At 62.9% G+C, this 12,436-nt stretch carries 13 protein-coding genes; 6 read left to right on the top strand and 7 right to left on the bottom strand.

Going from position 1 to position 12,436, the window contains the following annotated elements; translation table 11 throughout:
* Window position 1: 1 nt before the first annotated feature.
* Both RFER_RS00460 and RFER_RS00455 read right to left on the bottom strand, forming a co-directional pair.
* Window positions 2-166 (bottom strand): rubredoxin, encoded by a 165-nt coding sequence (locus RFER_RS00460; RefSeq protein ID WP_011462425.1) that lies wholly within the window; start codon window positions 164-166, stop codon window positions 2-4.
* Between the two features lie 126 nt (window positions 167-292).
* Window positions 293-775, bottom strand: a complete 483-nt coding sequence (locus tag RFER_RS00455) for a rubrerythrin family protein (protein ID WP_011462424.1) — start codon at window positions 773-775, stop codon at window positions 293-295.
* Window positions 776-1,019: 244 nt separating this feature from the next.
* On the opposite strand from RFER_RS00455, the gene pip reads away from it, so the two are divergent.
* Together pip and ppdK are read left to right on the top strand one after the other, a co-directional pair.
* The gene (pip, locus tag RFER_RS00450; protein ID WP_041791146.1) at window positions 1,020-1,985 is read left to right on the top strand and encodes a prolyl aminopeptidase; all 966 of its coding nucleotides are present in this window, start codon (window positions 1,020-1,022) and stop codon (window positions 1,983-1,985) included.
* A gap of 95 nt (window positions 1,986-2,080) precedes the next feature.
* A complete protein-coding gene (ppdK, locus tag RFER_RS00445) occupies window positions 2,081-4,876 on the top strand; it encodes a pyruvate, phosphate dikinase (protein WP_011462422.1) in 2,796 nt (931 codons plus the stop codon).
* A gap of 57 nt (window positions 4,877-4,933) precedes the next feature.
* Here ppdK and RFER_RS00440 read toward each other — a convergent pair whose 3' ends face one another.
* From RFER_RS00440 to RFER_RS00425, 4 genes are all read right to left on the bottom strand, one after another.
* On the bottom strand, window positions 4,934-5,446 hold the full coding sequence (locus tag RFER_RS00440) for a TlpA disulfide reductase family protein (protein WP_011462421.1): 513 nt from the start codon (window positions 5,444-5,446) through the stop codon (window positions 4,934-4,936).
* Window positions 5,447-5,487: 41 nt separating this feature from the next.
* Complete coding sequence (locus RFER_RS00435) at window positions 5,488-6,897, bottom strand: aminopeptidase P N-terminal domain-containing protein (RefSeq protein ID WP_011462420.1); 1,410 nt, start codon at window positions 6,895-6,897, stop codon at window positions 5,488-5,490.
* Window positions 6,898-6,916: 19 nt separating this feature from the next.
* Window positions 6,917-7,735, bottom strand: coding sequence for a nucleotidyltransferase family protein (locus RFER_RS00430; protein ID WP_011462419.1), 819 nt, complete (start codon window positions 7,733-7,735; stop codon window positions 6,917-6,919).
* A gap of 89 nt (window positions 7,736-7,824) precedes the next feature.
* Entirely contained in the window at window positions 7,825-8,601 is a 777-nt protein-coding gene (locus tag RFER_RS00425; protein ID WP_011462418.1) for a ferredoxin--NADP reductase, read from the bottom strand.
* Between the two features lie 115 nt (window positions 8,602-8,716).
* On the opposite strand from RFER_RS00425, the gene RFER_RS25010 reads away from it, so the two are divergent.
* From RFER_RS25010 to RFER_RS00415, 3 genes are read left to right on the top strand one after another with little or no spacing between them, the layout of a single operon-like run.
* The gene (locus RFER_RS25010) at window positions 8,717-9,790 is read left to right on the top strand and encodes an ExeA family protein (RefSeq protein WP_341799106.1); all 1,074 of its coding nucleotides are present in this window, start codon (window positions 8,717-8,719) and stop codon (window positions 9,788-9,790) included.
* Window positions 9,714-10,415 (top strand): peptidoglycan-binding domain-containing protein, encoded by a 702-nt coding sequence (locus RFER_RS25005; protein WP_341799105.1) that lies wholly within the window; start codon window positions 9,714-9,716, stop codon window positions 10,413-10,415. The genes RFER_RS25010 and RFER_RS25005 overlap by 77 nt, the downstream gene beginning before the upstream one ends.
* A 4-nt stretch (window positions 10,416-10,419) precedes the next feature.
* Window positions 10,420-11,163: a general secretion pathway protein GspB gene (locus tag RFER_RS00415; protein WP_011462417.1), complete on the top strand. Its 744-nt coding sequence runs from the start codon at window positions 10,420-10,422 to the stop codon at window positions 11,161-11,163.
* A 101-nt stretch (window positions 11,164-11,264) separates the two neighbouring features.
* On the opposite strand, the gene RFER_RS00410 is transcribed toward RFER_RS00415, so the two are convergent.
* Window positions 11,265-11,684 (bottom strand): YXWGXW repeat-containing protein, encoded by a 420-nt coding sequence (locus RFER_RS00410; protein WP_011462416.1) that lies wholly within the window; start codon window positions 11,682-11,684, stop codon window positions 11,265-11,267.
* A 331-nt stretch (window positions 11,685-12,015) separates the two neighbouring features.
* On the opposite strand from RFER_RS00410, the gene RFER_RS00405 reads away from it, so the two are divergent.
* Window positions 12,016-12,339 (top strand): hypothetical protein, encoded by a 324-nt coding sequence (locus tag RFER_RS00405; RefSeq protein WP_011462415.1) that lies wholly within the window; start codon window positions 12,016-12,018, stop codon window positions 12,337-12,339.
* Window positions 12,340-12,436: the final 97 nt, after the last annotated feature.

Below are 12,436 nucleotides of genomic sequence, written 5' to 3'. Positions count from 1 at the left end.
TTTAGATCTCTACCGGCTCAAAGTCGGCCTTGGCGACGCCACAGTCCGGGCAGGCCCAGGTGTCGGGCACATCCGCCCAGCGTGTGCCGGGGGCGATGCCATCTTCCGGACGACCCGCGGCCTCGTCATAGATGAAGCCGCAAACGATGCAAAGGTAGGTTTTCATGAGTATTCCAATCAATATGAGTCAAATAGGGCTCTAGCCCCCGTGAATATTGCGCAAGTAGCTATGTTTAGTATAGCAACCAAAAGATGATTGCCAGCGCGTCACTGCGACCGGCGGTATCGCCGATCAGGCCTGGGCCTTGGCCAGTTGCGCCTTGTAATGGTTGGCGTGGCGCTCCTCTACCTTGGCCAGCGCGGCAAAGCGTTTTTGCGCTTTTTCCAGCGTCGCCCTGAATTGGGCGGCGTGCTCTTTGGATTCTCCAATTTGCTCATCCATCTCGGCTACGGCGGCGGCATGGCCCTCGGCTTCAGCGGTGGCGCGAAAACCGGGGTACATCTCGGTGTACTCGTAGGTTTCGCCGTCAATCGCAATTTGCAGGGCCTTGGCCGCTGTCATCGTGGCCTTGGGGTAAAGCAGATCCAGGTGACCAAAGGCGTGCATCACCTCCTGGTCGGCGGTGGCTTCAAAGACACGAGCGGTGTCTTCGTCACCCATTTCACGCGCCAGTTTGGCGAAATAGCGGTATTTGATGTGCGCCATGGATTCGCCCGCAAAGGCGGATTCCAGGTTGGCCATGGTTTTGATCTCGGGGCGTTGCTTGGCGGTCATGGGGAGCTCCTGTGGGTTAAAGGGTCAGTCGATAGAAGGATGCAATCAACATGGATGTAATGATAGTCTTTGTGAATACTAATTGCCAATTGACTTTAACTAATCAATTGATAGCAGCTATCGTGTTGAGTACCTCACTAACGCGTCAGGGCGGGTTCGCCCACGGTGCTGGCTGGCTGGCCGTTTGCGGCTTCCGTGTCGGTGCACAATGCCAAACTCGAAGCCCAAGAAAGAACCCCCGCCCATGTCCGCCGACGCCCTCAATCCTTTGTATCCGGCCATTGCGCCTTACCGCACGGGCCAACTGCCGGTCGATGACATCCACACCCTGTATTGGGAAGAGTGCGGCAACCCCGACGGGGTGCCGGCGCTGTTTTTGCATGGCGGGCCGGGGGCGGGCCTGTCACCCCAACACCGGCAATTCTTTGACCCGGCGTATTACCGCATCGTGCTGTTTGACCAACGCGGTGCCGGCCAATCCACGCCGCTGGGGGAGGCGCTGGAAAACACCACCGACCTGTTGATCCACGACATTGAGCGCCTGCGCGAGCAGTTGGGCATCGCACAGTGGCTGGTGTTTGGCGGCTCCTGGGGCTCGACCCTGGCGCTGGCTTACGGTGAGGCGCACCCCGAGCGCTGCACCGGCTTTGTGCTGCGCGGTATTTTCTTGTGCACGCGCAGCGAGATCGACTGGTTCCTGAACGGTATCCGGCTATTTTTCCCGCAAGAACATGCCCGCTTTGTGGCCGACATTCCCGAGACCGAGCGCGGCAATCTGCTGCAAGCCTACGCCCGCCGCCTGTTCAGCGGCAACCCGGCTGAAAACATGCGGGCGGCGCGCACCTGGAGCCGCTACGAAGGCAGTTGCCTGCACCTGCTGCCGCATCCGGAGGTGGCCGAGACGTTTGGCTCAGCCGCCGTTGGCCTGGGGCTGGGCCGGCTGGAGGCGCACTACTTCCTGCACGACGCCTTTTTGAGCGAGGATCAGTTGGTGCGCAACGTGGACCGCATCCGCCACCTGCCAGCCGTCATCATTCAGGGCCGCTACGACGTGGTGTGTCCGCCGGTGTCGGCGTGGCGGCTGCACGAAGCCTGGCCCGAGGCCTCTTTTCAGATGATTGAAGATGCCGGCCACGCCGCTTTTGAGCCGGGCATTGCCAGCGCACTGATCGCCGCGACCAATCAGTTCAAGCGCGACGGCACCTTGTAGTGCAGGCCCTTCAAGCCGCCGCGCAGCGCACAAGAACTTGGCAGCATCACCAAACCCCATCCTTAACCCACCCACTTTTTTGAATTGGAGCCGTCATGACAAGCAGCAAGAAATATGTGTACGCCTTTGAAGAGGGCGATGGCAAAAACAAAATGCTGCTTGGCGGCAAGGGGGCCAATCTGTGCGAGATGACGCAGATTGGTTTGAACGTGCCGCCCGGCTTCACCGCCAGCACCGATGCCTGCAACGCCTATCTGGAAAAAAACCAGTTGCCACCCGGCCTGATGGATGAAATCCGAACCCACATGGCCGCCCTGGAGAAGAAAACCGGCAAAGGCTTCGGCGACGCCAAAAACCCGCTGCTGATCTCGGTGCGCTCCGGTGCGGCGATGTCGATGCCGGGCATGATGGATACCATCCTGAACCTCGGCCTCAATGAGGTTTCGCTGAAAGGGCTGATCACACAAACCGGCAACGAGCGCTTCGCGTATGACGCCTATCGCCGTTTTATCCAGCTGTTCGGCAAGATCGCGCTCAACATCAGCGACGAACATTTTGACGAGCGCATGGTGGCCATCAAGCGCAAATACGGCGCGCCGCAGGATGTGGACCTGAACACCGAGCACCTGAAGGAGCTGGCGGGCGAATTCCTGGCCATCGTGCAACGCCAGACCGGCCAAGCCTTTCCGCAGGACCCGTTTGTGCAGCTCGAAATTGCCGTGGGCGCGGTGTTTCGCTCCTGGATGGGCAAACGCGCGGTGGACTACCGCAAACAATTCAGGATCACCAAAGCACAGGCCAACGGTACGGCGGTGAGCATCTGCACCATGGTGTTTGGCAACATGGGCAACGACTCCGGCACCGGCGTGGGCTTTACGCGCAACCCGGGCACCGGTGAAAACGTGATTTACGGCGAATATCTGGTCAACGCCCAGGGCGAGGACGTGGTGGCGGGCATTCGCACGCCCAAGGCGATCGCCGAAATGGAACAGGAAATGCCGGAAATTCACCGCCAGTTGATTCAGCTGCGCAGTCGGCTGGAGTCGCACTACCATGAGGTGCAAGACTTTGAATTCACCATCGAGAAAGGCATTCTGTACTGCCTGCAAACCCGCAACGGCAAGATGAACGCGCGCGCCATGGTGCGCACCTCGGTCGAAATGTTTCACCAGGGCCTCATCACCAAGGAGCGCGCGCTGTTGCGCACCGAGCCCGCCGTGCTGGAGCAACTCCTGGTGCCGCAACTGGCCCCCAATTTTCACGCCAAGTCGCTGGCGCAAGGGCTGTCGGCCTCGCCCGGCGCGGCGTCCGGCAAGATTGTGTTCGACGCCGACACCGCCGAGACGCGCGGGCGTGCCGGTGAAAAAATCATCCTGGTGCGGGAAGAAACCAAACCGGAAGACATTCACGGCTTTTTCCAGGCGCAGGGTATCTTGACCAGCCGGGGCGGCAAGACCTCGCATGCTGCGGTGGTGGCGCGCGGCATGGGCAAGCCTTGCGTATCAGGCTGCGAGCAGATCGTCATCAACGACCAGTTGCGCAGCGCCAAGGTTGGCGACACTGTTCTAAGGGAAGGCGACGTCATCACCATTGACGGCGGTACCGGCCATGTCTACGCGGGCGAAATACCGACCGTCGAAGCCGAATTTTCCGAGGAAATGAACACCCTGCTGGGCTGGGCCGACGAAGTGGCGGCGCTCAAGGTCATGGCCAATGCCGATTCACCGGTCGACGCGCTGCGCGCGCGTGAGTTTGGCGCCATGGGAATCGGCCTGTGCCGCACCGAGCGCATGTTCAACGCCACCGACCGCTTGCCGATCGTGCAGGAAATGATCCTGGCCGAAACGCTGGAAGAGCGGCAAGCGGCACTGGACCGGCTGCTGCCGATTCAGCGCGCTGACTTCAAGGGCATCTTCAAGGCGATGAAGGGCTTGCCCGTCACCGTGCGGTTGCTGGACCCGCCGATGCACGAGTTCTTACCCACTGCGGCGCAGCTTGAGCTCGAAATTGCCCATCTGCACCAATTACGCGACACCATCAAGGCCCTGGAAGACCTGCCCGAAACCCTCAAGATGCTCAACCCCAAGCTGTACCAGCAATATGCGGACGGCCTGACCCCCTTGATGGGTGCTTTGGGCACTTTCAAGAAGTCGCACATGGAGGACGAAGTCATCGCCAAAAAGGAAAAAATCCTGAAAAAAGTGCGCGCGCTGGCCGAAGTCAACCCGATGCTGGGCCATCGTGGTGTGCGTCTGGGCATCACCTACCCCGAGATCTACTCGATGCAGATCCGCGCGATTCTGGAAGCGGCTGCCCTGTGTGGCAAGCAAGGCATTGAGATCTATCCCGAAATCATGGTGCCGCAGGTGGCCACGGTGGAAGAGCTCAAGCGCATTCACAGCTATGTGCAGCGCATCCGGCAGGAAGTGCGCGCCACCCATGGCATCGACGTGCAGTTCAAGTTTGGCTCCATGCTCGAAGTGGTGCGTGCCTGCATGCGCTCCGGGCGCATGGCCGAGATTGCCGAGTTTTTCTCGTTCGGCACCAACGACCTGAGCCAGGCCACGTTCTCCTTCAGCCGTGAGGACGCAGAAAACAAATTCCTGCCCTTCTACAACGAGACCGGCATTCTGGAAGACAACCCGTTCGAGGTGTTGGACATCAAGGGCGTGGGGCAATTGATGAAAATGGCGGTGCAAAACGGCCGCGTCACCAACCCGGACCTGAAAGTGGGCATCTGTGGCGAACATGGCGGGCACCCCGGCTCCATCCGTTTTTGCCATCACATCAAGCTCAACTACGTGTCGTGCTCGGGACCGCGCGTGCCGATCGCGCGCCTGGCGGCGGCTCAGGCCAAGCTGCTGGAAGACCAGTATCGGGAACCGGTCTAAGGCCAGCGGCGCGGTGGCTCAATCCGGATTGAGCCGGCGGGTCACCAATTAGGCCCGTTACGGCTTGAGGCGCAAGGTCTTGCCGATGAATTGCAGCGCCTGGGGGCTGTCCCATTGCTGGGCGCCGACGTGTTTGGCCAGCACACGGCCCTGCGCATCAACCAGCAGGGTGAGCGGCAATTGCGCCGCTCCCAACATGTTTTCCAGCAACAACTGCTGGTCAATGTAGTGGCTGAAGCTGGTTGGGTAGCGTTTCAAAAAGGCGCGTGCCGCCTCCGGATAGTCGTCGGTCGAAATACCGATCAGCGTCACCTGCTGCCCGGTCTTGCTGCGGGCCAGGCGCTCCAGTGAGCCCATTTCCTGTTGGCACGGGCCGCACCAACTGGCCCACACATTGATGATCAGCGGCTTGCCGCGGTACTGCGACAGCTGACGCGACGGTCCGGACAGCCCCAGCATCGTCGCCTCGCGCAGAACGCTACCGACTTCCACTTCACCGGGAGTCTTTGCAGCAGCCAGGTTGGTTGTCGCCACCAGGCACAACAATATCAGCGAGAAAACTGTTTTCATGATCAAAGTTTAGCAGTCACCCAGCGGTCAGGCTTAACGAGTCAGCCCCGCATCAGCGCCTCAATGTCATCGGCTTGCACCGGCACACCGCGGCTGATCAGCTCGCAGCCGCTGGCGGTGACGATGGCGTCGTCTTCAATGCGGATGCCGATGTTGTGAAACTGCGCGGGCACACCCGCTGCCGGACGCACATAAATGCCGGGCTCGATCGTCAGCACCATGCCGGGCTGCAGGATGCGGGCTGGCCGGTCTTTGATGAGGTCACCGGTGAGTGCGTCCTTGCGCGTGCTGACCTGGCCAATTTCCGAGGGCTCGGTATAGGCGCCGCAATCGTGCACATCCATGCCGATCCAATGCCCGGTGCGGTGCATATAGAACTGAAAGTAGGCGCGCTTATCGATCACATCCTCCAGGCTGCCGACCTTGTTGCGCTCGAGCAGCCCCAGGTCCAGCATCCCTTGCGCGAGTACCTTGACGCTGGCCTCGTGCGGATCGGTGAAGCGGGCACCGGCGCGGGTGGCGGCAACGGCTGCCTCTTGCGCTGCCAGCACCAGTTCATACAGCGCGCGCTGCGGCCCGCTGAACTTGCCGTTGGCCGGGAAGGTGCGGGTGATGTCACTGGCGTAGCCGTCGAGCTCGCAGGCGGCGTCGATCAGCACCAATTCACCAGCGCGCACTTGTCCCGCGTCGGCGCGGTAGTGCAATACACAGGCATTGGCGCCGGCGGCCACGATGGAGCCGTACGCCGGGGACTGCGAGCCATGGCGGCGAAACTCGTGCAGCAGTTCGGCGTCCAGGTGGTATTCACGCACCTCCTGCCCACCCCGCAGCATGCGGGCACTGAGCTGCATGGCGCGAATGTGGGCGCCCGCGCTGATTTGAGCGGCGCGGCGCATGGTGGCCTGCTCGTGCGCGTCTTTCACCAGGCGCATTTCATCGAGCAAACCACACAGGTCACGCTGCTGCTCGGGGCACAACGTGCCGTAACGCACGCGGGCCCGCACGCTGCCGAGCCAGCCGTCAATGCGCGTTTCCAGCCCCTTGTGGGTGGCAAACGGGTACCAGACGGCATCACGGCCATCGAGCAGGCCGGGCAGTTGGGCGTCCAGGTCCGCAACGGCAAATGCCGCGTCGACCCCGAGCGCTGCCGGTGCGGCCTGCGGCCCGAGCCGGTAACCGTCCCAGATTTCGCGCTCCTGGTCTTTAGCCTGGCAAAACAAGCTCGTCTTGCCGTCGCCGGTGATGACCAGCCAGGCCTTGGGTTCGGTGAAACCGGTCAGGTAGTAAAAGTAACTGTCGGGGCGGAACAAAAAATCGTTGTCGCGGTTGCGCTGCTGCTCGGGCGCAGTCGGGATGATGGCGATGCCGTGCGGGCCGATGAGTTTGGCCACTTGCGCGCGACGCTGGGCGTAGCCCGTGTCGGCAGTTTTCGCCAGAGGTGTTGCGGTCATGGGTGGGCTCCAAAAGACGTCAAGGTTGGGCAGAGGGCGGGTTCAAATTCAAGGCGCGCAGGCGCTCGGGTGTGCCAACGTCGGTCCAGCGGCCGCCGTACAGTTCGGCAGACACGAATCCATTGTCCATGGCCGCGCGCAACAGCGGCGCCAAAGGGGCTTTGATGCCCAGCGGATTGCCGGCGGCGATGTCACACCAGGGTGATTCAAACAAGGCGCGGCGATAGAGTCCGATGGTGGAATAGGTGTAACGCGGGCGTGGATCAGCGGCGGGCAGATTAAGCGCCAGGCCGACCGGCGTTGGCCCACCCGTGTCAACGGTGCCCAGTCCAAAGTCGCCGCGCAGGTTGTGCGCCGGGTTGGGCACCAGCCACAGGTGCGCCAGCTTGTCACCAGCTAAAAAGCGCGCCACCGCCGCCGGACTGAAGACAAAGTCAGGCACATACACGTCACCGGCGAGCACCCAGAACACCTCAGCGCGGGCCCCGGCGCCGGTGGGCGGGCACAGCAACGGCAAGGCGCGGGCAATGCCCCCGGCGGTTTCCAGTGCGGCGCCAAAATCCTGGCCCTCATGGGAATATCGAATCTGCAGACTATCCTGAATTGATAGCTGCTCATGCTTATTTGACGCGGGCTGGAGCCTGAAAACATCATTAAATTGAGCGGCAATCTGCGGCCCCAGCCAAGCCGTGTTGACCACCACCCGGCCCACACCCGCGCGCGCCAGCGCCTCCAGCTGCCACTGCATCAGCGGCTTGCCGCGCACGGGCAGCAAAGGTTTCGGCGTGGTATCGGTCAGGGGCCGCATACGCTCGCCGCGGCCGGCCGCCAGCAGCATGGCAGCTATCGAAAGGTCCTCAGCAGGTGGCGGCACAAGGGACAAGGGGGTCGGCGCTCAATGCGGTGTGCGCTGCAGGGCGTTTGAGCTTACTGCTCGACAAAAGCGCGCTCAATCACGAAGTCACCTTGCTTGGTGGTGTTGCCTTCCATGAAGTCGCGCTTTTCCAGCAGGTGTTTCAGGTCGCGCAGCATGTCGGGGCTGCCACACAGCATGACACGGTCATGCGCCGGGTCAAATTTGGACAAGCCCAGATCGGTCTGCAGCTGGCCGCTTTCCAGCAGCGTGGTGACGCGACCCTGGTGAACAAAGGCTTCGCGCGTCACGGTCGGGTAGTACAGCAGCTGCTGCGTCACCATGTCGCCCAGGAACTCATGTTCGGGCAGCTCGTACGTCAGGTAGTCGTGATAGGCCAGTTCGGCCACCTCGCGCACGCCGTGCACCAGAATGACTTTTTCAAACCGCTCATAGGTTTCGGGGTCACGCACAATGCTCAAAAACGGCGCCAGACCGGTGCCGGTGCCAATCAGGTACAGATTTTTACCGGACAGCAAATAGTCGATCAGCAAGGTGCCGGTGGGTTTGCGCCCGACCACAATCTTGTCGCCAACCTTGATGTGCTGCAGGCGTGAGGTCAGGGGACCGTCCTGCACCTTGATGCTCAGGAACTCCAGATGGTCCTCATAGTTGGCGCTGACAATGCTGTAGGCGCGTAAGAGCGGCTTGCCGGTTTCAAGGCGCAGGCCAATCATCGTGAAATGACCATTGGAAAAGCGCAGGGTCGGATCCCGCGTGGTGGTAAAGCTGAACAGACGGTCAGTCCAGTGGTGAACACTTAAAACGGTTTCTTCCAAAAAGGCACTCATAACAGGTCTTTAAAATTCCAATGGACAACAGGGCGAAGGGCGGATTGTAGAACCCGAGGCCGTTCGGAGGGCATGCGGCAGACCCCGCTGCGACTCAGGGTTATCCTTCGCCCTTATGTACTCGCAACACTTCGGCTTGACGCAAGACCCTTTTTCCATCGCGCCCGACCCGCGCTACCTGTTCATGAGCGAGCGCCACCGGGAGGCGCTGGCGCATCTGCTGTACGGCGTGGTCGGCTCGGGCGGCGCTGCGGGCGGCAGCAGCGGCACCGGTGGTGGCTTCGTGCTGCTCACCGGCGACATCGGCACCGGCAAAACCACGATTTGCCGCTGCTTCCTGGAGCAGATTCCCACCGGCTGCCAGGTGGCCTACATCTTCAACCCCAAACTCAGCGTGACCGAGCTGCTGCAGTCGATCTGCGAGGAGTTCCACATCACGGTGGCACCGGCCGCCCTGCGCCCCGCCACCGGCAAGGACTACACCGACGCGCTCAATGCCTTTTTGCTCCAGCGTCACGCCGCCGGACAAAGCAGCGTGCTCATCATCGACGAGGCGCAGAACCTTGAAGCCGAGGTGCTGGAGCAGTTGCGCCTGCTGACCAACCTGGAAACCAATGAGCGCAAGCTGCTGCAGATCGTGCTGATTGGCCAGCCCGAACTGCGCACCATGCTGGCGCGCCCTGAACTCGAACAACTCGCCCAGCGCGTGATTGCGCGTTTTCACCTGGACGCCCTGACCGCGGCCGAGAGCAGCCAGTACATCGGGCATCGCCTGGCGGTGGCCGGGCACACCGGCGCGCTGCCGTTTGACCGGCCGTCCCTGCAGCGCATCCACCACCTCGCGCAGGGCGTGCCACGGCGCATCAACCTGCTGTGCGGACGCGCCCTGCTGGGGGCCTGGGCCAGTGGCCTGCAGCGTGTGGACCGGCGCGTGGTGGACAAAGCGGCGGCCGAGGTATTGCGGGCCCGACAGCGCGCACGCCTCGCCCGGCCGCAGCCCGCAGCGCACCGCCTACGCTCTGGGCGGCCTGAGCCTGGCGATCGGTGTCGCGCTGGCCGGCTGGCTGCTGTGGCGACCTCAGCAACCGGCGCAGCCGCCAGCCCCGGCCCGCGTGTCAGCCGCACCCGTTGCCGCGCCGGCACCGCGCGCGGCGGCAGCGCTGCTGCCAGGCAAGCCCGAAGAGATTGAGCCCCTGCTGGAACAACTGCCGCGCGACATCAACACCGCCTGGCGTGCGCTGGCCAGCCGCTGGAAGCTGCCGGCCCAAGCCGGCGCTGGCGACGGCGATCCTTGCCTGGCGGCCGCCGCGCAAGAGCTCCTGTGCTACCGCACCAGCCAGCTCAGCCTGCCGCTGCTGCGCCAGCTGGGGCGCCCCGGCATCCTGACACTGCAGGCCGATAACAGCGCACCACCGGTGTATGCCCTGCTGGTGGGCCTGAGCGAGCAGACCGCCACGCTGCAGGTGGGGCCCACCCTGCACCGTGTCAGGCTGGTTGCGCTGGGTCGACTCTGGCGCGGCGACTTTGCCACCTATTGGCGCGCGCCGCCGGGTTACAGCGCCGATCTGCCCGATGGCAGCAGCGGCCCGGTCATCGACCGGCTGACGACCCAACTGGCTCAGATCGATGGTGCACCAGCACCGGTTGCTGGTGCAGTTCCACAACAACTGGACCCCGCCTTGCGGGCCCGGGTGCGGGCCTTTCAGCGCGCCCAGGGTCTCAAACCCGATGGCCAGCCCGGCCCCATGACCTTCATGCAGCTTGAACGCGCCATTGGCGGGCAAGCGCCCAGCCTGCAAACCGACCCGCTCTAAAACCATGTCCTATATCCTCGACGCCCTCAAGCGGGCCGATACCGAACGCGAACGCGGCAACGTGCCCGGCTTGCACACGCGCCAACTGGCGACCCCGACCGGCCCAACCGTGCCCGGTGCGCGCAGCTCGCTCTGGCTGGCCGTCGCCGCTGCCGTGGCGCTGGGCGGCATCGGCGTCGGCCTGTGGCTCTGGCTAACACCGGCCGACACCCCGCGCCCGGTGGTTCTGAAACCGGTCGTCGTTCAGCCCCCGGTGAACGCACCGGCGCCGGTCGCAGCCGTGGCGCCAAAGTCAACACCGGCACCGACAGCAACACCCGCGGCCACAGCGACACTGCCGCCGACCGTGGCGGCGCCACCCACTCAGGTGGCCGCCTTGCCTGTCATGCCCACCACCGTCAAACCAAGACCGGAGCCCACGCGTGCCGCGCCTGCCGTTGCCACACCAGCGCCGCCCAAGGCCGAGGTCAAACCTGGGCCCATCCCCCCGGCTGCTGCGCCAGCCACCGCAGCCTTGACGGCGGTGCCGCTGCTCAGTGATCTGCCCGAAGACCTGCGGCGCCAAGTCCCCGCGTTGACCATCACCGGCGCCGTGTACTCGGAGAATCCGGCACAGCGCCTGCTCCTGGTCAACAACCTGGTGCTGGCCCAAGGCGCTCTGGCGGCGCCCGAGGTGAAACTGGAGGAAATTCAGGCGCGCAGCTCGGTGTTCAGCTTCCGCGGCACGCGCTTTCGCGTCGCGCATTAGCCGCCGAACTTGCAGTCCGGCCGTGCTGAATTGACGAGCCGTTCTGGTGTTATCGCAACGCCAGAACAGCGCAAGCGCCCATTTCGGAACGCCTGACGGTATCAATCGTTGCGCTTGCCCTTGTTGCCGTGCTTGCCGCCCTGGCCCTGGCCCTTATCCCAGTGCTTGGGTTTCTTCTGTTTTTCCATCTTGATGCTCTTGTAGTTGTCATCGCGCTGCCAATAGCCGGGTTGGCGCACATAGATGTTGTTACGCTGCTCCCAGTGATCCGGCGCCCAGCGATAGCCCTCGCGCTGAACGATGGTGCGTCCGCGCACCCAGACGTGACGATCACCCATCAGCACCCAGTAACCCGGCGCCCAGGCGTAGCCCGGCGCGATGACAGGCCTGACTTCATACAGCGGTGCCGGCGGCGCCAGGTTGATGTTGACGCTGACTTGCGCAAATGCAGGCACGGCAACGGCACTGGCCGCCACCAACACGGACAGCACGAGATGCCGGACTTTATTGCTTGGTTTCATGATTTTTCCTTTGTTCATTGACAGCCCAATGATGACAGCTTGTGCCCGCACGATCCGTGCGCTGGTTCACATAAGGCCCAGGGCATAAATATTTTTTGTCATGTGCGCTAGCGCACGGAATGAATGCTGAGGTCTGCGTAATCTTGCCATCAGTCGTCACGCGACGGTCGGGGTTCAAGCCAAGGGCTGGGCCTACCAAGCGGCTGCGAATGCGACGCTGCACTAGCGCTGGTCTGATCTGCCAGCGTTAATTTTTTCAGAAACCGATCAGGCTGGGTCGCTAATCACGAGAACGTGTGCAGTTGTCCTGGTTCAAATCAAAGGAATCATCATGAAGTACTCGAATCTATTGCTCGCCACGGCGGCATCGTTGGCATTGGCTGGATGTTTTTCCCTTCCCGCAGGCCCGGCCGGCCCCCAAGGCGCAACGGGCGCAACCGGTGACACGGGCTACACGGGCGCCACGGGTCGCACCGGCGGCACGGGTGCAACCGGTGCCACTGGCTATACCGGCGCAACCGGCGGCGCTGGCGCAACTGGCGATACCGGCGCGACTGGCTACACCGGCGCGACTGGCAGCACTGGAGCCACTGGCCGGACCGGTGCCACAGGCAGCGTGCCCGCTGGCACCGTCGTGATTGTGCCGGCTCAGTAAAGAGGGCCAGGGCGGACACTGCCTGCTACCTGCAGGTCCGCCCCGCCGGCCGTGCCCGCAAGGGCGACGCTGCCGCTACGGTTTGTCCCGCAAAGAT

The sequence above is a fragment of the Rhodoferax ferrireducens T118 genome (assembly GCF_000013605.1).
Classification (GTDB): domain Bacteria; phylum Pseudomonadota; class Gammaproteobacteria; order Burkholderiales; family Burkholderiaceae_C; genus Rhodoferax; species Rhodoferax ferrireducens.
The sequence above is the reverse complement of the archived record's forward strand: the minus strand, read 5'-3'. Positions and strand labels throughout refer to the sequence as shown.

Excerpts from the sequence above, each read along its gene's own strand:
- RFER_RS00430 (WP_011462419.1), bottom strand. The coding sequence starts at position 7,735 with ATGCTGCTGGCGGCCGGCCGCGGCGAGCGTATGCGGCCCCTGACCGAT.
- RFER_RS25010 (WP_341799106.1), top strand. The coding sequence starts at position 8,717 with ATGTACTCGCAACACTTCGGCTTGACGCAAGACCCTTTTTCCATCGCG.
- ppdK (WP_011462422.1), top strand. The coding sequence starts at position 2,081 with ATGACAAGCAGCAAGAAATATGTGTACGCCTTTGAAGAGGGCGATGGC.
- RFER_RS00460 (WP_011462425.1), bottom strand. The coding sequence starts at position 166 with ATGAAAACCTACCTTTGCATCGTTTGCGGCTTCATCTATGACGAGGCC.
- RFER_RS00425 (WP_011462418.1), bottom strand. The coding sequence starts at position 8,601 with ATGAGTGCCTTTTTGGAAGAAACCGTTTTAAGTGTTCACCACTGGACT.
- RFER_RS00440 (WP_011462421.1), bottom strand. The coding sequence starts at position 5,446 with ATGAAAACAGTTTTCTCGCTGATATTGTTGTGCCTGGTGGCGACAACC.
- RFER_RS00410 (WP_011462416.1), bottom strand. The coding sequence starts at position 11,684 with ATGAAACCAAGCAATAAAGTCCGGCATCTCGTGCTGTCCGTGTTGGTG.
- RFER_RS00455 (WP_011462424.1), bottom strand. The coding sequence starts at position 775 with ATGACCGCCAAGCAACGCCCCGAGATCAAAACCATGGCCAACCTGGAA.
- RFER_RS00435 (WP_011462420.1), bottom strand. The coding sequence starts at position 6,897 with ATGACCGCAACACCTCTGGCGAAAACTGCCGACACGGGCTACGCCCAG.
- RFER_RS00405 (WP_011462415.1), top strand. The coding sequence starts at position 12,016 with ATGAAGTACTCGAATCTATTGCTCGCCACGGCGGCATCGTTGGCATTG.
- RFER_RS00415 (WP_011462417.1), top strand. The coding sequence starts at position 10,420 with ATGTCCTATATCCTCGACGCCCTCAAGCGGGCCGATACCGAACGCGAA.
- pip (WP_041791146.1), top strand. The coding sequence starts at position 1,020 with ATGTCCGCCGACGCCCTCAATCCTTTGTATCCGGCCATTGCGCCTTAC.